The organism is Paracoccus sp. L-17 (assembly GCF_056857655.1).
Genome location: NZ_JBSXNM010000038.1, coordinates 20,463 through 40,007 on the forward strand (window position 1 = coordinate 20,463; position 19,545 = coordinate 40,007).

A 19,545-nucleotide genomic window follows, 5' to 3' on the forward strand; every position below is an offset into this window, starting at 1 on the left:
ATGAAAGGAGAACAAGGATGCATCCGAAGGATCTTGACAAGATGGACACCCAGGACCGTCAGCCGGGGATCGAATCCCGCATGGACCCGCCCCCGGAATACATGCCGCGCCATCCCGGGTCGGGACGACTGAAGGACAGGGTGGCGATCATCACCGGCGGCGATTCCGGTATCGGACGCGCGACCGCGGTCCTGTTCGCGCGGGAAGGCGCCGATGTGACGATCGTCTATCTGGACGAACATGACGACGCGGAAAAGACACGCAGTCTGGTGAAGGACGAGGGCCGCAAGGCTTTGTTGCTGGCGGGAGACGTGGGCAGCAAGTCGTTCTGCGAAGACGTGGCACGCCAGACCCTGGACGAGTTCGGACGCCTGGATGTTGTGGTCTGCAACGCGGCCGAACAGCACGCAAGAGAGGACGTCACCGAAATCTCCGAAGACCAGCTGTTTCGCACCTTCCGAACCAATCTGGGCGGACAGTTCTTCATGGTTCAGGCAGCGCTGCCGCATCTGGAGAAGGGCGCATCGATCATCTGCACCACCTCTGTGACCGCCTATCGCGGCCAGGATCTGCTGATCGACTATGCGTCCAGCAAGGGTGCGATCCTGTCCTTCATGCGGGCCATGTCGTCCAAGCTGGCGCCCAGGGGGATTCGCGTGAACGGCGTTGCCCCCGGACCGATCTGGACGCCGCTGATCCCCGCCTCGTTCCCACCGGACAAGGTGAAGGATTTCGGCAAGTCCTCACCGCTGGGCCGTCCCGGCCAGCCCAACGAGGTTGCTTCTGCCATGCTGTTTCTGGCCTGCGATGACGGGTCCTATTTCACCGGCCAGGTTCTGCACCCCAATGGCGGCGACCTGGTCGGAAGCTGAGATCGGCCTCGTGGCCCAGGGGTCCGGGACGCCGGTCTTCGGGCAAGGCCGACCGCGATGTTTTCACGATCGGTCCTTTTCCGGTTTGCCAACGAACATCCGGTCCTTGGCGGCGGTAATATGATGGCGCATGGCGGCCTTGGCGACCTCTGGCTGCTGCAGCCGGATCGCGTCCAGGACGGCTCGATGTTCAGCCAGCACCCGTTCCTGACGCACCGGCGTATCCAGCAGGGTCAGGGATCGCGACAGCTTCACGCCAAAGGCGATCTGTTCTTCAAGCGATTCGAGAACCGAAGCGAAGAACGGGTTCTTCGAGGCACGCGCCACGGCAAGGTGAAGCATCTGGTCTGCCTCGACACCCAGAGCGTTCTGTTCATAGGCTTGCTTCATCACCTCATAGGCGTGATCCATCGCGGCAAGATCATCTTCGTCTCGGCGCCGTGCCGCCCATGCGGCGGCCGCCCCTTCCACGTCGATGCGGAATTCGTAGCAGCGTTGGACGCCCGAGACGGATTCCAGCGGAATGAAACTGATGAGCTGCCGGTCGGGCCGGCGCAGGACATAGCTGCCAGAGCCGCGTCGCGACTGGACGATCCCGTCATCGCGAAGGCGCGAAAGCGCCGCGCGCACGATCGGTCTGGAGACGCCGAAATTCTGGGCCAGGACGTCTTCGGCGGGCAGCCGACTTTGCACCGGGTATTTCTCTTCGAGAATTGTCGCCAGCAGTTGATCGTAAACCTGATCCGCCAAAGAGGGGCGACGGGTCTCTGACAAGGTGATCTCCTTCATGTTTGGTCTGGACTGAAATCCGCGCCGGCCAGCCACCTGATCTCCTTTATAGGCCCGCGACCGACCCTTGTAACGATCTTGCCGTCACCGCGGTCGGTCAGGCACCCCTGCCAAGGCCGAGGCCAAGGCCAAGGCCGAGGCCGCGCAGGGCCGTCGCGATCTCGTCGAGGATCGCGGGGTCATCGATGGTGGCCGGCGTCCCGACATCTTCTCCATCAGCGATCCGGGCCATGGTCGCGCGCAGGATCTTGCCCGAGCGCGTCTTGGGCAGGCGATCCACGATGCAGGCCAGGCGAAAGGCCGCGACCGGGCCGATACGGTCGCGAACCAGACCCACCACCTCGCGCAGCACCTGATCCGGCGGGTCATTCACGCCCTTCTTCAGACACAGAAGGCCCAGCGGCACCTGACCCTTCAGAGGATCGGCAACGCCGATCACCGCGCATTCCGCGACCGCCGGATGGCTGGCCAGAACCTCTTCCATCGCGCCGGTGGACAGGCGGTGGCCGGCCACATTGATCACGTCATCGGTGCGCGCCATGACATAGAGATAGCCGTCCTCGTCCAGATAGCCGGCATCGCCGGTCTCGTAATAGCCGGGGAAATGCGCCAGATAGGCTTGTCGGAACCGGTTCTCGGCATTCCACAATGTCGGCAGCGTGCCGGGTGGCAGCGGCAGTTTCAGCGCAATCGCGCCCAGCGTGCCGGGGGCGACCGGCTGGCCGCCTTCGTCCAGGACCTGCACGTCATATCCCGGCATGGCGACGGTCGGGCTGCCGGACTTGACCGGCAGCCGTTCGATCCCCAGGGGGTTGGCCGCAATGGCCCATCCGGTTTCGGTCTGCCACCAATGATCGATCACCGGCACGGTCAGGTGATTTTCGGCCCATTCGACGGTATCGGGATCGGCGCGTTCGCCTGCCAGAAACAGCGCCTTGAGGCAGGACAGGTCATAGTCGCGGATCAACTGGCCCTTGGGATCCTCGCGCTTGACGGCGCGGATCGCGGTGGGCGCGGTGAAGAAGGACTTGACCCCATGATCCTGGATCACTCGCCAGAAGACGCCGGCATCGGGGGTGCCGACGGGCTTGCCCTCGAACACGATGGTGGTCGCGCCCGCGATCAGCGGACCATAGCAGATATAGCTGTGGCCCACGACCCAGCCGACATCCGATGCGGCCCAGAACACATCTCCGGCCTCGATCGCGTAGATGTTGTGCATCGACCATTGCAGCGCGACCAGATGACCCGCCGTATGGCGCACCACGCCCTTGGGCTGACCCGTCGTGCCCGAGGTATAAAGGATATAGACCGGGTGATGACCCTCGACCGGCACGCAATCGGCGGGCGCGGCGTCGCGCGTGACCCGGTCCCAGTCGAGATCGCGATCCGCGATCAGTTCGGCCGGCTGCTGTTCGCGTTGCAGGATGATGCAGGAATCGGGCTTGTGCGAAGCCTGATCGATGGCCCGGTCCAGAAGCGGCTTGTAGGCGACGATGCGCCCCGGCTCCAGCCCGCAGGACGCGGCTATGATAGCGCGGGGCCGGGCGTCGTCGATGCGCACGGCCAGTTCATGCGCCGCGAAGCCGCCGAAGACGACCGAATGGATCGCCCCCAGCCGCGCGCAGGCCAGCATCGCCTCCAGCGCCTCGGGAACCATGGGCATGTAGATGATGACGCGGTCGCCTTTCCCGACGCCAGCGGTGCGCAGCGCGCCTGTAAGGCGGGCCACGCGGTCGCGAAGCTCGGCATAGGTGATGCGCTGGATGCTGTCGGTGATGGGGCTGTCATGGATGATGGCAAGGCGGTCGCCGTAGCCGGCCTCGACATGACGATCCACGGCGTTCCAGCAGGTATTGACCATCGCTTCCGCGAACCATTCGCCCGCCGGGCCATCATCGGAATAGGCGCGGCCGGGCGCGCGGTCCCAGTCGATCGCCTGCGCCGCGCGCATCCAGAACCCCTCCGGATCGGATTTCCAGCCCGCATAGATGTCCTTGTAGGCCATGACGTCCTCCTTCTCCCTGGGACTTGTTATGGGGCAGCACGGAGGCTGTGCAACCATGTTAGCGGCATCCCCGGCGGGACGGTCCAGGAAAGCGGCGTGAATTGCGCCGGGTGCGGCTGCGGTGGCCGGATCGTGGCGGGCCGGACCAGCGCCCGACTTTCTTTCAATGCCCTCCGCGCCCGTCACCGGCGGCAGCCGCGGCCCTTTGATCTCGGCTTGCCCGCGCGGCGTTGCAGGGCCCGGCTGCAGGGGCGAGACCGCTGATCTGGGCGGGCAGGCTTTCATCCCAGCGGCGGAAAGCGGCCAGGACACGCAGCGGCCTCGGCGATCTGATCCCAGCTTTTGCCGGCGGCGCGCAGCGAGTCGATGCTCGGGCCGTCGGGATCGCCATGGATCGCGATGCTGCGGGCGGCGATGCGGCTGCGCAGCGGTTCGGGCGTCAGCGCCTTGTAGCGGGCCGACAAGGCCCGGCGTTCGGCGTGAAGCCCGCGCGCGATCTCTTCGGCGGCAAGACCCGCGGCGCGCAGATCATCAGCCCGCCGCGCCAGCGCCCGAACCTGTTGTTCGTATCGCGCGCGCAGGCCGGGCATCACCGCGCCTCAGCTGTAATGCGCGACCGGGGTTCCGGCCAGCACGCTCATGTTCAGCAGGCCGCGGGGGGTGATCGAGGGCGTCACGATATGGGCGCGGTTGCCCATGCCCATCAGGATCGGCCCGACCTCCAGCCCGCCGGCGCGCATCTTCAGTGCGTTCCTGACGCCCGAGGCCGCATCCGTGCCCGCAAAGACCAGCACGTTGGCCGCGCCCTGCAGCCGCGATCCGGGGAAGATGCGTTCGCGCAGTTCGGGATCCAGCGCGGCATCGACATGCATCTCGCCGTCGTACATGAAATCGGGTTCGCGTGCGTCCAGCAGCGCCATGGCCTCGCGCATCTTGCGGCCGGTATAGGTGTCGAGATTGCCGAATTGCGAATGGGCGCAGAGTGCGATCTTGGGCGTCAGACCGAAGCGGCGGACATGGCGTGCGGTGCCCTGGACGGCTTCGGCCACCTGTTCCGGCGTGGGATCGTTGTGGCATTGCGTATCGGCGATGAACAGCGGGCCGTCTTCCAGGATGATCATCGACAGCGCCCCGACCGGATGCAGCCCGTCGCGCGCCAGGACATGGCGGACATATTGCAGATGCCAGCTATACTGCCCGAACGTGCCGCAGATCATGCTGTCGGCCTCGGCGCGATGGACCATGACCGCGCCGATGGCGGTTGTGTTGGTGCGCATGATCGCCCGCGCAATATCGGGGCTGACCCCCTGCCGTGCCATCAACTGGTGATAGGTTTCCCAGTAATCGCGATAGCGAGAATCGCTTTCGGGGTTCACGATCTCGAAGTCGCGGTCGGGCCGGATCGGCAGGCCGGCGCGTTCGGCCCGCATGGCGACGACCTCGGGGCGGCCGATCAGGATCGGCTTGTCGGTGGTTTCCTCCAGCATCGCATTGGCCGCGCGCAGCACACGCTCGTCCTCGCCCTCGGCGAAGACGATGCGCCGTTCCGAGGTGGCCGCAGCCTCGAAGACCGGGCGCATGATCAGGGCCGAGCGGAAGACCGATCCGTCCAGCTTGCGCTTGTAGGCGTCCAGGTCGTCCAGCGGACGGGTCGCGACCCCGGATGCCATCGCTGCCTTGGCGACCGAGGTCGAGACGACCCCGACCAGGCGCGGATCGAAAGGTTTCGGGATCAGGTATTCGGGGCCGAAGGTCAGCGTCTCGCCGCGATAGGCGGCCGCCGCCTCGGCGGCGGTGGTGGCGCGGGCCAGGGCCGCGATACCCTCGATACAGGCCAGTTCCATCTCGTCGTTGATCGTTGTCGCGCCCACGTCCAGCGCGCCGCGGAAGATGAAGGGAAAGCACAACACGTTGTTGACCTGGTTGGGATAATCGCTGCGACCGGTGGCGATGATGGCGTCGGGGGCGACGGCGCGCGCATCCTCGGGCAGGATTTCGGGCATCGGGTTGGCCAAGGCGAAGATCACCGGCCGGCTGGCCATCCTTGCCACCATCTCGGGCTTCAGCACGCCGGGACCGGACAGGCCAAGGAACAGGTCGGCCCCCTCGATCACCTGATCGAGGCTGCGCAGATCGGTCGGCTGGCCATAGGCCGCCTTTTGCGGGTTCATGTCCTCGGCCCGGCCCTCGTGGACCAGCCCGTGAATGTCGCAAAGCCAGATGTTTTCGCGCCTGACGCCCAGCTTCAGCAGCATGTCCAGACAGGCGATCCCCGCCGCGCCGCCGCCGGTCGAGACGACCTTGATATCCTCGAACCGCTTGCCCGCGACATGCAGCGCGTTGGTCGCCGCGGCGCCCACCACGATGGCGGTGCCGTGCTGATCGTCGTGAAAGACCGGGATGTTCATCCGCTCGCGGCACAGCCTTTCGACGATGAAGCAGTCCGGAGCCTTGATGTCTTCCAGGTTGATCGCGCCGAATGTCGGTTCCAGCGCACAGACGATATCGGCCAGTTTCTCGGGATCGGCCTCGTTCACCTCGATGTCGAAACAGTCGATATTGGCGAATTTCTTGAACAGGACCGCCTTGCCTTCCATCACCGGTTTGGAGGCCGCGGCGCCGATATTGCCCAGGCCCAGAACGGCGGTGCCATTTGTCACGACGGCGACCAGATTGCCGCGCGCGGTATAGCGGCTGGCGGTCGCCGGATCGGCCTTGATTTCCAGGCAGGCTTCGGCCACGCCGGGCGAATAGGCCCGCGACAGGTCGCGGCCATTGGCCAGCGGCTTGGTCGCGCGGACCTCCAGCTTTCCGGGGCGCGGAAATTCGTGGTAATCCAGCGCGGCCTGCCGCGCGCTGTCCTGCCGGCGTTCTTCCATCTCTGTCCCCCTCCGCAAGCCGAATTTGGTTCACCGTTAAACCATTTGCGGCGCCGGGAACAGGCGGCATCGGCTTGCGTTCGCCCCCGTCGGGGCGCAAGACTGCCTCAACGAAATCAGGGGGTGACGATGTCGCTGCTGAATGCTGCGCAAGAGGTCCGCGAAGCGGCCTATGTGCCATATTCGAAGTTCAAGGTCGGCGCGGCGATACGCGGCGCATCGGGCCGGATCTATCGCGGCTGCAACGTCGAGAACGTGGCCTATCCCGAGGGCACCTGCGCCGAGGCCGGAGCCATCAGCGCCATGGTCGCGGCCGGCGAGACCCAACTGGTCGAGGTCGCGGTCATCGCCGATGCGCCCGCCCCATGCCCGCCCTGCGGCGGTTGCCGGCAGAAACTGGCCGAGTTCGGGCGCGCCGACACCCCCGTCATCATGGGCACGGTCGACGGAGCCCGCCAGACCACCACGATCGGCGATCTGCTGCCCGGCCGATTCGATGCGGGCCACATGACCCGGGCCGGATGACCGATCCGCGCCCCGTCATCGCCGCGCTTCGGGATGGACGCGGGCTGGATGGCCCCGGCGCCACGCTGATCGCGCAGGGGCTGGCGGACGGATCCGTCAGCGACGCGCAGGCAGGCGCCTTCGCGATGGCGGTCCTGACCCGTGGCACGGGCGAGGCCGGGCGCGTGGCGCTGACCCGCGCGATGCGCGATTCGGGGCATGTGCTGCGATGGGATCTGCCGGGGCCGGTCGTCGACAAGCATTCGACCGGCGGCATCGGCGACACCGTCAGCCTGATCCTTGCGCCGCTGCTGGCGGCCTGCGGGGTCTATGTGCCGATGATCTCGGGTCGCGGGCTTGGTCACACCGGCGGCACGCTGGACAAGCTGGAGGCGATCCCCGGCTTCGTCTGCGACCAGCCCGAGGACGATTTTCGCCGCATCCTGCGTGAAACCGGCTGCGCCATCGTCGCGGCAACGGGCGATATCGCGCCCGCAGACCGCAGGCTCTACGCGATCCGCGACGAATCCGCGACGGTCGGATCAATCGACCTGATCACCGCCTCGATCCTGTCGAAAAAGCTGGCGGCGGGGCTGGAGGGGCTGGTTCTGGACGTGAAGGCCGGATCGGGCGCGTTTCTGCAATCACCCGATCAGGCGAGAGCCTTGGCGCAATCGCTGGTCCGCACCGCCAATGGCGCGGGATGTCGCTGTTCGGCGCTGATTACCGATATGGATCAGCCGCTCGCGCGATCGGCCGGAAACGCGCTGGAAGTGGCCGAGGCGATCCGTGTCCTGCGCGGCGAAGGCGGCGCCTTGCGTGATCTGGTGCTGGAATTGTCGGCAGAGGCCTTGCGCCTTGCCGGGCAGGGGGGCGATCCTGCCGCGCAGCTGGATGCGGGCGCGGCGGCCGAGGTCTTTGGCCGCATGGTCGCGGCGCAGGGCGGGCCGCGCGATCTGCTGGACCGGCCTGCGGCGCATTTGCCGACCGCGCCTGCCTGCCATCCGGTTCCTGCGCCTGCCGGTTCGGTCGATGCCATCGATGTCGCGGCGCTTGGTCATGCTGTCGTGGCGCTTGGCTGTGGCAGGGTGCGCGCCGGTGATGCGATTGATGTGCGTGTCGGCCTGTCGCGGCTTGCCAAACTGGGCGAGGCGGTCGGTCCGGACCGGCCCCTGGCCATCGTCCATGCCGCCGACGAAACCGCCGCCGAGATCGCCGTCGCCGCGGTCGCGGCCGCCTACCGGATCGGGGACGGGATTGCGCCCGGTCCGCTGATCCGCGAAAGGCTGGACACAGATGACTAGCAATCGCGCCTTTCTGATCGTGATGGACAGCGCCGGTATCGGCGGCGCCCCCGATGCGGCACGGTTCTTCAACGAGGGGCGGCCCGATACCGGCGCGAACACCATCGGCCATATCGCGCAGGCCCGCCCCTTGGCCATGCCGCATCTGGACCGTCTGGGGCTTGGCGCGGCGATCGGGCTTGCCAGCGGATTGACGGTGCCGGGGCTTTCCGCGCAACCGCAGGGCCTGTGGGGCGCCGCGACCGAGATCTCGGTCGGCAAGGACACGCCGTCGGGACATTGGGAAATGGCGGGCGTGCCGGTGCCGTGGGATTGGCATTATTTTCCCGACACGCAGCCCGCCTTTCCGCCGGCGGTGACGGCACGTTTGTGCCAATTGGCCGGAACCGCGGGGATCCTTGCCAATTGCCACGCCTCGGGCACCGAGGTGATCGAGCGGTTCGGGGCCGAACATATCCGCAGCGGCTGGCCGATCTGCTATACCTCGGTCGACAGCGTGTTGCAGATCGCGGCGCATGAACAGCATTTCGGCCTGGACCGGCTGATTGCGCTGTGCGAGGGAATCGCCCCCATGCTGCATGACATGCGCGTCGGCCGCGCCATTGCCCGGCCGTTTCTGGGCGAGGCGCCGGGCCGGTTCCGCCGCACCCCCAATCGCCGCGACTTCGCCATCGCGCCGCCCGCCGATACGATCCTCGACATCGCGGCGGCGGCGGGGCGCGTCACCCACGGCATCGGCAAGATCGGCGATATCTTCAGCCATCGCGGCATCGCGCATCTGTGGAAGGGCAAATCCGACGCCGATCTGGCCGAACAGCTGATCGACCTGGGCCGAAAGGCCGAACCGGGCAGCCTGACCTTCGCCAATTTCGTCGAATTCGACACGAATTTCGGGCACCGGCGCGATGTTGCCGGCTACGGCCGGCATCTGGAATGGTTCGATACGGTGGCGGGCCGGCTGATCGAGGCTTTGCGGCCCGGTGATCTGGCGATCTTTACCGCCGATCACGGCAACGATCCGTCGTGGCATGGCACCGATCACACGCGCGAACGGGTGCCGGTGCTGGGGCACGGGCTGGGCAGGCGGCCGGTCGGGCAGGTGGGGTTCAGCGATATCGGCGCCTCGGTCATGGACCATCTGGATCTGCCCGCGCCGCAGCATGGAAGGTCGTTTCTGTGAAGAAGATCGAATTGCACCTGCATCTGGAAGGCGCGGCCCCGCCCGATTTCATCCGCGCGCTGGCGGCTGAAAAGCGCGTCGATCTGCCCACGATCTTTGACGCGCGGGGCCAGTATGCCTATGCCGATTTCAACGACTTCCTGCGCGTCTACGAGGCCGCGACCAGCATTCTGCAGGGCCCGCGCGACTATGCCCGCCTGCTGGCCGAAGTGCTGGAACGCAGCGCCGAGACGGGCGTGATCCATACCGAGCTTTTCGTCAGCCCAGAATTCTGCGGCGGCGGCGATCTGGCCGCATGGCGCGATTACCTGGCCGCGATGACCGAAGTCGCGGACCAGATGCGCAAGCAGGGCATCGACAGCCGCGGCATCGTCACCTGCATTCGTCATTTCGGCGCCGATCGCGCCCGCAGATCGGCGGTCTGCGCGGCCGAAACGGCGGGCGGCTGGATCACCGGCTTCGGCATGGGCGGCGCCGAGACGACGGGCCGCGCCACCGATTTCGCCTGGAGCTTCGATTGCGCGCGCGAGGCCGGCCTGGGCTTGACCTGTCATGCCGGTGAATGGGGCGGGCCGGACAGCATCCGGCAGGCGCTGTCGCTGGGTGTCAGCCGCATCGGCCACGGCGTCCGCGCCATCGAAGACGACGCGCTTGTGCGCGATCTGGCCGAACGCGGGACGGTGCTCGAGGTCTGTCCCGGCTCGAACATCGCGCTTGGGCTGTGGAATTCCTGGGACGCCCATCCCATCGCGCGGCTGGCCGATGCGGGGGTGAAAGTGACCGTCTCGACCGACGATCCGCCGTTCTTTCACACCGACATGGGCAAGGAATACGACCGCCTTGCCGATGCCTTCGGCTGGGGCGAAAAGGACTTCCTGCAGATCAACCAATGGGCAGCCGAGGCCGCCTTTTGCGACCCCGAAACCCGCGACCGGCTGAGAAAGGAATTCGCGTGACCGATCCCCACCTGAGTGTCGTCAAGCATCCGCTGATCCAGCACAAGTTGACAATCATGCGGCAGAAGGACGTCTCGACCGCCACCTTCCGCCAGCTTCTGCGCGAGATCAGCCTGCTTCTGGCCTATGAGGTCACGCGCGAACTGGAACTGACCGACATCACCATCCAGACCCCGATCTGCGAGATGCAGGCACCGACGCTGGCTGGCAAGAAGCTGGCGCTGATCTCGATCCTGCGGGCCGGCAATGGTCTGCTGGACGGTATCTTGGAGCTGATTCCGTCGGCGCGGGTGGGATTCGTCGGTCTTTACCGCGACCCCGAGACGCTGAAGCCGGTCGAATATTACTGCAAGGTGCCCAGCCTCGATGAGCGGATGACCATCGTCGTCGATCCGATGCTGGCCACGGGCAATTCCTCTGTCGCGGCGATCGACATGCTGAAATCCCGTGGCGCAAGGAATCTGCGTTTCCTGTGTCTTCTGGCCGCGCCAGAGGGCGTTCGCAGGATGTATGAGGCCCATCCCGATGTGCCGATCTGGACCGCCGCGCTGGACCAGCGGCTGGACGATCACGGTTACATCGTGCCCGGTCTGGGCGATGCGGGCGACCGGATGTTCGGCACGAAATAGGACCGCGTTAACAACCGTTTCAGGCTTTTGCCCTATCCCGTGACATGAAGGGTCGAATCGCGGGTGATTTATGCGGGTGCTGGTCGGGATCTTGTTGTGGATGATGGCGGCGGGGCCGGTCCTGGCTGCGCCGGCACCGCCGCCTCCCGAGGATTTTGCGGCCCTTCAGTATATCGACGGTGCCGGATGCGTGTTTCGACGCGCGGATGGCGAATGGATACCGAAGCTGGACAAGACCGGGGTGCGGATCTGCGGATTTCCTCCGACATTCTCGACCCGGCGCACGGATCCTGAAACGGACCGCGTGCTTCCGCTGGGCGAGGCAAAGGTTCCGCCCAGCCCCGAGGATCGGTTGATCCAGGCCCTGGCTTTCGGGCTTCGCGCGGGCGAATTCACGGCCGACCCCCGTGTGGCGCAGCCGATCGCCGCGCCTGCCGAGGCATCCGGCCAACAGGCCTTCGCGCGCGACTTGGACACGGTGATGACGAAGGAAGCAGAGGTTCGGGCCGCGATGGCCGCGATGCAGGACGCGCCCGACGGATTGTGCGAAAAGCTGGGCTATGTGGCCGATCCGGGTGCCGCGCCGGTGCTGGGGCAGGATGTCACGCTTGGCCTGTGCGCGGGAATGCGGCCGGTCACATTGTCCGCGCGGGTTCGCCGGGGCGCGATGGAAGGCGAGGCCGACCCGCAGGATGCCGGACAAACAGGGCGCAGGACATCGCCGGCTGTCGCCGGCTCATCCATTCGCCGGGACCGGCGTCCCGCCGCGTCGCGGCCGCCGGACAGGGCCGCCAGGAAAGCTGTCGCCAGCTCCGGCCCGGCCCGCAGATCGCGGGCCGCGACCGTGGCAGCGGATCGTGTCGAAATGATTCCGGCCTCGGCCCGCTATGTCCGGATCGGAGATTATGCGGCGGAGGCGAATGCGGCCGGCGCGATCCGGCGGCTTTCCGATCTTGGCTATCGCGTGGCGCAGACCTATGGCCGACGGGGCGGGATCAGGGTTCGGATCATCCTTGCAGGGCCGTTTCGCGACCGCCGCTCGCTGGTCGAGGCCCTGAATCATCTGCGCCGCAACGGCTATCCACGCGCTGTGGCCCGATAGGGCACTGACTGCCACCGGACCAGATCCGCGGACGGAGGCGGGACATGCAAGGCCGCGACGCAAGGCATCGGATCGAAAAGATGGACTGACCAGGCTCAGATCCCGCAGATCGGCCTGCCGGGATCAGACCGGCTTCAGGGCATCAAGTTCGGTCACGATCGCGCGCCGGATCGGCGCGGGCCGCGCGGCAGCGCCCGCGGCATCCGAAGCCGCGGCTTCCTTGCCCGGCTGGTCTGAAATCCGGGGCGCATCCGTCGATCGCTTGTCGTCGCTCATCTCGTCTCTCCATAGGAGGATTCTCTTGCAAGCAGGTTCAGATAGACGGCGGCGGCCGTGGATGCCAGAGCCATGACGCCGCGTCACAGCTCGAATGCGCGGTATTCGGCCCCATCGGGCCTCAGCCGATCCGGACCATCCGGTGTTTTTTCCTGCCCACCGATACCTTCATGCCATCGCCGATCATCGCCGATCCTATCGGCATCTGCGGATCGGTGACCGGCTGATTGTTCAACCGCAGGCCCCCTTCGGCGATCAGGCGCTTGGCCTCCTTGCCGCTGGACGTGATGCCGGCCTGAACCAGCATCTGAACGACCGACAGCCCGCCCGAAAATGCGTCCGCCGGCAATACCGCGACATCAAGATCGCCGCCCGCCCCGCCCTGCTCGAAGACTTCGCGCGCCGTCGCCTCGGCGCTGGCCGCGGCGTCGGCGCCGTGCAGCAGGGAGGTGACCTCGTTGGCCAGCAGGATCTTGGCATCGTTGATTTCCGAACCCTGCAGGGCGCCCAACCGGTCGCATTCCTCGATCGGCAATTCGGTGTAGAGCTTCAGGAACCGGCCCACATCCGCATCGGTGGTGTTGCGCCAGAACTGCCAGAAATCATAGGCCGACAGCATCGCACCACTGAGCCAGACCGCTCCACCCGCGGATTTGCCCATCTTGCGCCCGTCGCTGGTGGTCAGCAGCGGCGAGGTCAGCCCCCAGATCACCGCATCGTCCACCCGCCGGGTCAGGTCGATCCCGTTGACGATATTGCCCCATTGGTCCGATCCGCCCATCTGCAACTGGCATCCGTGCCGCCGGTGCAGTTCCAGAAAGTCGTAGGCCTGCAGGATCATGTAGTTGAATTCCAGGAAGGACAGCGATTGTTCGCGATCCAGCCGCGACTTCACCGATTCGAAGCTGAGCATTCGGTTGACGCTGAAATGCCGCCCGATGTCGCGCAGGAAATCGAGATAGTTCAGATCGTCCAGCCATTCCGCGTTGTTCAGCATCAGCGCCGCGCCGTCGCCATAATCGAGGTAGCGCGCGAAGACCTGCCCCATCCCGTCGATATTGGCCTGGATCGCGGCCGCATCCAGCAGCGGCCTTTCCTCTGACCGGAACGAGGGATCGCCGACCTTGGTGGTGCCGCCGCCCATCAGCGTGATCGGCCGGTTGCCGGTCTTCTGGAACCAGCGCAGCATCATGATGTTCAGCAGATGTCCCACATGCAGGCTGGCCGCCGTCGCATCATAGCCGATATAGGCCGTGACCGGCCCCGCCAGCAGCGCCCGGTCCAGCCCCTCGTGATCGGTGCAGTCGGCGACATAGCCACGGTCGATCATCACGCGCAGGAATTCGGATCTGGGCTGATAGGTCATGGGGTTTTTCCTCTGCGTCGCGGCGGATATACCGGCTGTGACGGAAAAGGAAAAGCGTGATGATCCGGGCTCTGGGAATGATGTCGGGAACCTCGATGGACGGGGTCGACGCCGCGCTGATCGACACTGATGGCAGCGATATCGCAGGCTTTGGCCGCAGCGGCTTTCTTCCGGTCTCGGACAACGAGGCCGCCATTCTCGACGCGGCGCGGGGCCTGTGGCCGGGCGATCCGGGCGCGGCGCACGCGGCCGCGATCTCTGAAACCGCACATGTCCAATTGGCGGCGGATTTTCCCGAGGCCCAGCTGATCGGCTATCACGGTCAGACCCTGGCCCATGATCCGCGGGGGCGCGGCACGCATCAGGCGGGCGACGGGGCGGCGCTGGCGCGGCGGATCGGGCGGCCGGTCGTGTGGGATTTTCGCAGCGAGGATGTACGACAGGGCGGCGAGGGGGCGCCGCTTGCGCCCTTCTTCCACTGGGCCTGCGCCAAATGGGCGATCGGGCAGGGCCATCTGCCGACCGCGCCGCTGGCCTTTCTCAATCTGGGCGGGGTGGGTAACATCACCTGGCTTGATCCGGCCGCCCCCGCGCCGCAGGCGGACGGGGCCTGTCTGGCCTTCGATACCGGGCCCGCCAATGCACCGATCAACGATCTGATGCGCGCGCGCCGGCGGCAAAGCCGCGACGAGGGCGGCGCCCTGGCCGCGGCAGGCCGTGCCGATTCGGGGGCCGTGGCGGATTTCCTGCGCCATCCCTTTTTCGACCGGAAGCCGCCGAAATCACTGGATCGCGACCAGTTCGCGGGCCTGGCCGCGGCCGTCTCGGGGCTGGCCGATGCCGACGCCGCCGCGACATTGGTCGCGGCGCTGGCGGGATCGGTGGCCGCGGCGTTCCGCTGGTTGCCGGCCGCGCCCGCGCTGGTCCTGGTCTGCGGCGGCGGACGGCACAACGGCGCGATCATGTCCGCCTTGCGCGATATCCTGCCCGCACGGGTCATGCCGGTCGAGGCGGCCGGACTGGATGGCGACATGCTTGAGGCGCAGGCTTTCGGCTGGCTGGCGGTGCGGGTGATGCGGGGATTGCCGACCTCCGGCCCCGGCACGACCGGCGTTCCGGCCCCGGCCTGCGGCGGTCGGATCAGTCATCCCCGGCTGTAGGATCGTGCAGCGTGGTCACGGGTTCGGGAACCCTGTCACGCCCTCGCGGTTGAGCCTGCGAAGCCGCAGCGGCGGCCCGAGGAAAATACGGAGGAAGACATGACCAGACATCTCTTGGGAAGCGTTGCTGCGCTGGCGCTTTTGACAGGCCCGGCCCTGGCGCAGGACCAGAACGCCCAGACCACCGGGACTGCCCCTGCGGCCGAAAGCCAGAATGCGGCAGTCAGCGGCGTCACCGTGCAGCAATGCGCGCCCAAGGTGACGGTTACGCAGACACCGCCGCAAGTCACCATCACCATGCCCGCCGACGCGGGCGGCGAGCCGATGGTTTCCGTCACGCAGGCCCCGCCCGAAGTCAGCGTCGAGGCGTGCGAGCCGACGGTGACCTTCGCCGATGGCGCTGGCCAGCAGGCGCAGATGAAGCCCGCCGAGGGCGAGCCCGAGGTGGTGGTCAACGCACCCGAAACGGCCGAGCTGACCGTGACGCGCCAGAACACCGGAACCGCCGGGGCGGACAGCAATGCCACGGCGACGGCTGCGGCGGATGGCGCACAAGGCGGCAATTCGGCAACCGCCGCAGGCGGAGGCGGAAATACAGCGGCATCGGACGCCGGCGGCGCGGCATCTGATACGGCCGCGTCACCTGATGCGGCCGGAAACGCGGCGGATGAAAACGCGGCACAGCCGGCAGGGGGTGCCGACCAGGCGTCAACTAGCCCGGCAGATGCAGGTGCTTCAGGACAATCGGCCGACGGCGCGGCTGCCGGAAATGGCACCGCAGCCGCGGATGGCGTTCAGGATGCAACCGCTTCCGACAGCTCGGTGTCACAGAATCCGGCGGATTCCGCCAGCGCAGGCGACACGACCAGCGGGGCGGATGAAGCGGCCGCGCCCGAAGGAAGCGCGCCGCCGGCGCCCGGCGGGAATGCCGGCGACGCCGGCGGACAACCGTCCGCGACGGTCGCGCCGACCACGGCCGCTCCGGACCAGGCCGCGAACGACAGCGCGGCGGCACCCGCTGCCGGGGACCAGGCGGCTGAAGGAAGGGCCGCGACTGATGCCCCGGCAACCGCGCAAGCCGATACCGGCGGCGCGGCAACGGGCGCGGCAACGGAACAAACCGCGCCGACCACGGCCGCTCCGGACCAAGTCGCGAACGACAGCGCGGCGGCACCCGCTGCCGGGGACCAGGCGGCTGAAGGAACGGCCGCGACTGATGCCCCGGCAACCGGGCAAGCCGATACCGGCGGCGCGGCAACGGGCGCGGCAACGGAACAAGCCGCGCCGTCCATGGCCGGCCCCGGCCAGGCCGCGAACGACAGCGCGGCGGCGCCCGCTGCCGGGGATCAGGCTGCTGGCGGAGCGGCTGCGACTGACGCCAACGCCAAGGATACCAGTGCCGAGAATGCTGGGATCCAGACCGCAGCCGCGCAGATCGCGCAGCGGGAAGGACAGACCGTGGTCAACGCCGACGAGGTCGTCGCGACCGGTCTGGACGGGCTTCAGGTCTTTGCCTCGGATGATGAAGAGATCGGCGAGGTTGACAGTTTCGACACAGCCAACAACGCCGCCATCGTCAGTGTCGGCGGCTTTCTGGGAATGGGCGAACGTCAGGTTTCGCTGCCGATGGACCAGATCTCGTTCCAGCGCGATGGCGAGGGAACGGTCCGCGCCTATATCGCGCAGGATTCCGAGCAGATCGAGGATATGCCGGAATACAAGCCAGCCGAATAGCGCCGCGAAAGCCGCCTGAAACCCGATCGCGCGCCGGACCGTTCCGGCGCGCGATTTTTTGTGACGCGGCCTTGACGGGACCGGGCGCTGTGCGTAAACCCCGCTCACCCCGGCGGGCGATCGGCCGGGGGATGCGAGTGTGCGGTTGTAGCTCAGTTGGTTAGAGTACCGGCCTGTCACGCCGGGGGTCGCGGGTTCGAGCCCCGTCAACCGCGCCACTCACATCCTTCGCCCGACATGTGTGCGGTTGTAGCTCAGTTGGTTAGAGTACCGGCCTGTCACGCCGGGGGTCGCGGGTTCGAGCCCCGTCAACCGCGCCATCCTTCATCAGCCTTCCCCATCTCTTTTCCCGATACCGGCGCGCCTTGCCCGGGCGCAGGCATGTCGCGTCATGCGTCGCCTTGTCACGACGACGGAGTTGCGACGGAAGGCATGGTCCGGGACGGGCGGGTCATGGGTCATATCAGGACTCCTGTTTCCTTGCGGGATTGGGTATGGGTGACATTTCACGCGACCGGGCACGGATCGAACCCGTCATGCGATGCGACCCGCGCGCCCTGCAGCGAGGCGAAAGGCGATGAAGGACATGGATGAATCGGCGGCCCTGATCGCGCGGATGGGCGCGGCGGCCAGGACGGCCTCGGTGACGCTGGCCACGGCCTCGGCCGAGCGCAAACACGCGGCGCTGATCGGCGCGGCCGAGGCGATCCGCCAGCGGGCCGACGAGGTTCTTTCGGCCAATGCCGCGGATCTGGATCTGGCCCGGAAGAACGGGCTGGGCGGTGCCATGCTGGACCGGCTGCGACTGGACCGGGACCGTCTGCGCGGCATCGAGGACGGCCTGCGCGCGGTGGCCGAACAACCTGATCCGGTGGGCGCGGTGATCGCGGAATGGGATCGGCCGACGGGTCTGCATATTCAGCGCGTGCGGACGCCCATCGGGGTGCTGGGGGTGATCTATGAAAGCCGTCCCAACGTGACGGCCGACGCGGGCGCGCTGGCGCTGAAATCGGGCAATGCGGTGATCCTGCGCGGCGGATCGGAAAGCCTGAATTCCAGCGTCGCGATCCATGATTGCATGGTGCGGGGCCTGCGCCAGGCAGGTTTGCCCGAAGATGCGATCCAGCTTGTGCCGGTGCGCGACCGGACCGCTGTCAGCGCCATGTTGCAGGCCCAGGGATTGATCGACGTGATCATTCCGCGCGGTGGCAAAGGTCTGGTCGGGCTGGTGCAGCGCGAGGCGCGGGTTCCGGTCTTTGCGCATCTGGAAGGCATCTGTCACGTCTATGTCGATGCCGCCGCCGATCCCGACATCGCCCGCCGCGTGGTGCTGAATGCCAAGACTCGGCGGACGGGGATCTGCGGTGCGGCGGAATGTCTGCTGATCGACCGCGCCGCGGATCGCGGGCTGCGCGAAGACCTGATCGCCGATCTGGTCGCGGCTGGCGTCGAGGTTCGGGCCGAGGGCGCGCTGGCCGGTCTGCCGGGGGTGGTTACGGCCGAAGATGACGATTTCGGACGCGAGTTTCTGGACATGATCATCGCCGCGAAACTGGTCGATGGGGTCGAGGGCGCGATCGACCATATCCGCCGTTTCGGCAGCCAGCACACCGAGGCGATCGTCACCCGCGACGACCGGGTCGCGCAGCGGTTCTTTGCCGGTCTGGACAGCGCGATCCTGATGCGCAACGCCTCGACCCAGTTCGCCGATGGCGGCGAATTCGGCATGGGTGCCGAGATCGGAATCGCCACCGGCAAGATGCATGCCCGCGGGCCGGTGGGGGCCGAGCAGCTGACCAGCTTCAAGTATCTGGTGACGGGCAAGGGAGCCATCCGCGACTGATCGCCCTGCCGTGCGGCAAGCCGGCCCGGGTCGGCCCCTTGCCTCAGAAGGCGATTTCGGCGCCTTGTTCGTCCACCTCCCAGCGGATGCCGCGGCGGGCGCGACGCGCGGCATCGGCCAGCAGGGCAAAATGGACCTCGGCGGGGCCGCAGGCGCGACTGCCTTCGGCGCCCGGATCGAACAGCGCCCACAGCGCGGTATCGGGCTTGGTGCGATCTGCCTCGGCGACGAATCGCCACCCGGCCGAGCCGTGCAGAATCATCACCCGCCCGCCCCAGGGCAGCGCGGTCTCCAGACACATCAGCGCCAGCATGACCATCCGCACATCGGCGCGTGCGAAGTCGCCCTGGGCATCAAGCTGAACCTTCAGTCGCCCTTGCGCGGAAACCCCCTCGGCCAGACGCGCCAGTTCCGCCCGGCTGACGCGCTGATCGCCCTGCGCCTGCCCGAACGCGATTCGGAAGGCCTGTATCCGGGCCCGCGCGGCGGCCACCGATTCGGCGATCAGACGCAATTCCGGGCTGTCGGAAATGCCGGGAAAATCGGGCGACATCTCCAGCAATTCGACCCCGTTGCCGATCGCGCCAAGCGGCGAGATCAGGTCATGGCACAGCCGCGACCCCACCATTTGCGCCAATTCGCCGGATCCGATCTGCATTGTGTCGAGCGTCATGCGGGTTTACCTTCCTTGACGATGATGCGAGGTGCGGCCTTGAACGAGATGCTGGAACCCGGAATGATCGTGCGCCATCCCGCGGCCCCGGAATGGGGCGACGGACAGGTGCAGTCGCGGATCGGGGATCGCATTACCGTGAATTTCACCGAGGCCGGAAAGCGTGTGATAGACGGCCGGCGGGTCGTTCTGGATATCGTCTGGACGCGGGATTCGTGAAGTCTTTCAATCATGAACGTCGTTCTGCAACCAAGGGTTGTATCCCTCAAG

18 protein-coding genes and 2 tRNA genes are annotated in these 19,545 nt (G+C 66.9%); 13 read left to right on the plus strand and 7 right to left on the minus strand.

Translation table 11 applies throughout. The features are described 5' to 3' along the window. Nucleotides 1-17: 17 nt before the first annotated feature. Nucleotides 18-872: an SDR family oxidoreductase gene (locus tag AC13CR_RS09520; RefSeq protein WP_292958012.1), complete on the plus strand. Its 855-nt coding sequence runs from the start codon at nucleotides 18-20 to the stop codon at nucleotides 870-872. Between the two features lie 63 nt (nucleotides 873-935). On the opposite strand, the gene AC13CR_RS09525 is transcribed toward AC13CR_RS09520, so the two are convergent. The 4 genes from AC13CR_RS09525 to AC13CR_RS09540 all read right to left on the minus strand — a co-directional run bounded on the left by AC13CR_RS09525 (nucleotide 936) and on the right by AC13CR_RS09540 (nucleotide 6,548). Next, nucleotides 936-1,661, minus strand: a complete 726-nt coding sequence (locus AC13CR_RS09525; protein ID WP_292958014.1) for a FadR/GntR family transcriptional regulator — start codon at nucleotides 1,659-1,661, stop codon at nucleotides 936-938. Nucleotides 1,662-1,758: 97 nt separating this feature from the next. Beyond that, entirely contained in the window at nucleotides 1,759-3,669 is a 1,911-nt protein-coding gene (locus AC13CR_RS09530; protein ID WP_482900457.1) for a propionyl-CoA synthetase, read from the minus strand. 281 nt (nucleotides 3,670-3,950) lie between these two features. Then, complete coding sequence (locus AC13CR_RS09535) at nucleotides 3,951-4,259, minus strand: hypothetical protein (RefSeq protein ID WP_292958017.1); 309 nt, start codon at nucleotides 4,257-4,259, stop codon at nucleotides 3,951-3,953. Nucleotides 4,260-4,268: 9 nt separating this feature from the next. Continuing rightward, nucleotides 4,269-6,548: an NADP-dependent malic enzyme gene (locus tag AC13CR_RS09540; protein ID WP_292958019.1), complete on the minus strand. Its 2,280-nt coding sequence runs from the start codon at nucleotides 6,546-6,548 to the stop codon at nucleotides 4,269-4,271. A gap of 129 nt (nucleotides 6,549-6,677) precedes the next feature. On the opposite strand from AC13CR_RS09540, the gene AC13CR_RS09545 reads away from it, so the two are divergent. The 6 genes from AC13CR_RS09545 to AC13CR_RS09570 all read left to right on the plus strand — a co-directional run bounded on the left by AC13CR_RS09545 (nucleotide 6,678) and on the right by AC13CR_RS09570 (nucleotide 12,223). Then, complete coding sequence (locus AC13CR_RS09545; protein ID WP_446232334.1) at nucleotides 6,678-7,073, plus strand: cytidine deaminase; 396 nt, start codon at nucleotides 6,678-6,680, stop codon at nucleotides 7,071-7,073. Next, the gene (locus AC13CR_RS09550) at nucleotides 7,070-8,356 is read left to right on the plus strand and encodes a thymidine phosphorylase (protein ID WP_482900458.1); all 1,287 of its coding nucleotides are present in this window, start codon (nucleotides 7,070-7,072) and stop codon (nucleotides 8,354-8,356) included. Before AC13CR_RS09545 ends, AC13CR_RS09550 begins: the two co-directional genes overlap by 4 nt. Continuing rightward, nucleotides 8,349-9,536, plus strand: a complete 1,188-nt coding sequence (locus AC13CR_RS09555; protein WP_292978177.1) for a phosphopentomutase — start codon at nucleotides 8,349-8,351, stop codon at nucleotides 9,534-9,536. The genes AC13CR_RS09550 and AC13CR_RS09555 overlap by 8 nt, the downstream gene beginning before the upstream one ends. Further along, nucleotides 9,533-10,492 carry an adenosine deaminase gene (locus AC13CR_RS09560; RefSeq protein ID WP_292958027.1) on the plus strand — a complete coding sequence of 320 codons (960 nt, stop codon included), beginning with the start codon at nucleotides 9,533-9,535 and terminating at the stop codon, nucleotides 10,490-10,492. Before AC13CR_RS09555 ends, AC13CR_RS09560 begins: the two co-directional genes overlap by 4 nt. Then, nucleotides 10,489-11,121, plus strand: a complete 633-nt coding sequence (upp, locus tag AC13CR_RS09565; protein ID WP_292958028.1) for a uracil phosphoribosyltransferase — start codon at nucleotides 10,489-10,491, stop codon at nucleotides 11,119-11,121. Before AC13CR_RS09560 ends, upp begins: the two co-directional genes overlap by 4 nt. A gap of 190 nt (nucleotides 11,122-11,311) precedes the next feature. Next, a complete protein-coding gene (locus AC13CR_RS09570) occupies nucleotides 11,312-12,223 on the plus strand; it encodes an SPOR domain-containing protein (RefSeq protein ID WP_292958030.1) in 912 nt (303 codons plus the stop codon). 123 nt (nucleotides 12,224-12,346) lie between these two features. Here AC13CR_RS09570 and AC13CR_RS09575 read toward each other — a convergent pair whose 3' ends face one another. Both AC13CR_RS09575 and tyrS read right to left on the minus strand, forming a co-directional pair. Further along, entirely contained in the window at nucleotides 12,347-12,499 is a 153-nt protein-coding gene (locus AC13CR_RS09575) for a hypothetical protein (protein WP_446232335.1), read from the minus strand. A gap of 121 nt (nucleotides 12,500-12,620) precedes the next feature. Further along, on the minus strand, nucleotides 12,621-13,865 hold the full coding sequence (tyrS, locus tag AC13CR_RS09580) for a tyrosine--tRNA ligase (protein WP_292958034.1): 1,245 nt from the start codon (nucleotides 13,863-13,865) through the stop codon (nucleotides 12,621-12,623). 59 nt (nucleotides 13,866-13,924) lie between these two features. Here tyrS and AC13CR_RS09585 point away from each other — a divergent pair, with 59 nt between their 5' ends. The 5 genes from AC13CR_RS09585 (at nucleotide 13,925) to AC13CR_RS09605 (ending at nucleotide 18,602) form a co-directional block, all read left to right on the plus strand. After that, a complete protein-coding gene (locus tag AC13CR_RS09585; RefSeq protein ID WP_292958036.1) occupies nucleotides 13,925-15,025 on the plus strand; it encodes an anhydro-N-acetylmuramic acid kinase in 1,101 nt (366 codons plus the stop codon). 99 nt (nucleotides 15,026-15,124) lie between these two features. Continuing rightward, nucleotides 15,125-16,759, plus strand: a complete 1,635-nt coding sequence (locus AC13CR_RS09590; protein WP_482919994.1) for a PRC-barrel domain-containing protein — start codon at nucleotides 15,125-15,127, stop codon at nucleotides 16,757-16,759. Nucleotides 16,760-16,900: 141 nt separating this feature from the next. After that, nucleotides 16,901-16,977: transfer RNA gene (locus tag AC13CR_RS09595), tRNA-Asp, on the plus strand. A gap of 25 nt (nucleotides 16,978-17,002) precedes the next feature. Next, nucleotides 17,003-17,079, plus strand: a tRNA-Asp gene (locus AC13CR_RS09600). 221 nt (nucleotides 17,080-17,300) lie between these two features. Beyond that, on the plus strand, nucleotides 17,301-18,602 hold the full coding sequence (locus AC13CR_RS09605) for a glutamate-5-semialdehyde dehydrogenase (protein ID WP_292953494.1): 1,302 nt from the start codon (nucleotides 17,301-17,303) through the stop codon (nucleotides 18,600-18,602). A gap of 43 nt (nucleotides 18,603-18,645) precedes the next feature. Here the strand turns inward: AC13CR_RS09605 and AC13CR_RS09610 are convergent, their stop codons facing one another. Continuing rightward, nucleotides 18,646-19,275 carry a histidine phosphotransferase family protein gene (locus AC13CR_RS09610; protein WP_292953497.1) on the minus strand — a complete coding sequence of 210 codons (630 nt, stop codon included), beginning with the start codon at nucleotides 19,273-19,275 and terminating at the stop codon, nucleotides 18,646-18,648. 39 nt (nucleotides 19,276-19,314) lie between these two features. Here AC13CR_RS09610 and AC13CR_RS09615 point away from each other — a divergent pair, with 39 nt between their 5' ends. Then, nucleotides 19,315-19,494, plus strand: a complete 180-nt coding sequence (locus tag AC13CR_RS09615; RefSeq protein WP_292953500.1) for a DUF3553 domain-containing protein — start codon at nucleotides 19,315-19,317, stop codon at nucleotides 19,492-19,494. Nucleotides 19,495-19,545: the final 51 nt, after the last annotated feature.

Bases quoted from the DNA above. Each gene is read 5' to 3' on its own strand.
- AC13CR_RS09520 (WP_292958012.1), top strand. From the start codon at position 18: ATGCATCCGAAGGATCTTGACAAGATGGACACCCAGGACCGTCAGCCG.
- AC13CR_RS09525 (WP_292958014.1), bottom strand. From the start codon at position 1,661: ATGAAGGAGATCACCTTGTCAGAGACCCGTCGCCCCTCTTTGGCGGAT.
- AC13CR_RS09530 (WP_482900457.1), bottom strand. From the start codon at position 3,669: ATGGCCTACAAGGACATCTATGCGGGCTGGAAATCCGATCCGGAGGGG.
- AC13CR_RS09535 (WP_292958017.1), bottom strand. From the start codon at position 4,259: ATGCCCGGCCTGCGCGCGCGATACGAACAACAGGTTCGGGCGCTGGCG.
- AC13CR_RS09540 (WP_292958019.1), bottom strand. From the start codon at position 6,548: ATGGAAGAACGCCGGCAGGACAGCGCGCGGCAGGCCGCGCTGGATTAC.
- AC13CR_RS09545 (WP_446232334.1), top strand. From the start codon at position 6,678: ATGTCGCTGCTGAATGCTGCGCAAGAGGTCCGCGAAGCGGCCTATGTG.
- AC13CR_RS09550 (WP_482900458.1), top strand. From the start codon at position 7,070: ATGACCGATCCGCGCCCCGTCATCGCCGCGCTTCGGGATGGACGCGGG.
- AC13CR_RS09555 (WP_292978177.1), top strand. From the start codon at position 8,349: ATGACTAGCAATCGCGCCTTTCTGATCGTGATGGACAGCGCCGGTATC.
- AC13CR_RS09575 (WP_446232335.1), bottom strand. From the start codon at position 12,499: ATGAGCGACGACAAGCGATCGACGGATGCGCCCCGGATTTCAGACCAG.
- tyrS (WP_292958034.1), bottom strand. From the start codon at position 13,865: ATGACCTATCAGCCCAGATCCGAATTCCTGCGCGTGATGATCGACCGT.
- AC13CR_RS09585 (WP_292958036.1), top strand. From the start codon at position 13,925: ATGATCCGGGCTCTGGGAATGATGTCGGGAACCTCGATGGACGGGGTC.
- AC13CR_RS09590 (WP_482919994.1), top strand. From the start codon at position 15,125: ATGACCAGACATCTCTTGGGAAGCGTTGCTGCGCTGGCGCTTTTGACA.
- AC13CR_RS09605 (WP_292953494.1), top strand. From the start codon at position 17,301: ATGCGACCCGCGCGCCCTGCAGCGAGGCGAAAGGCGATGAAGGACATG.
- AC13CR_RS09610 (WP_292953497.1), bottom strand. From the start codon at position 19,275: ATGACGCTCGACACAATGCAGATCGGATCCGGCGAATTGGCGCAAATG.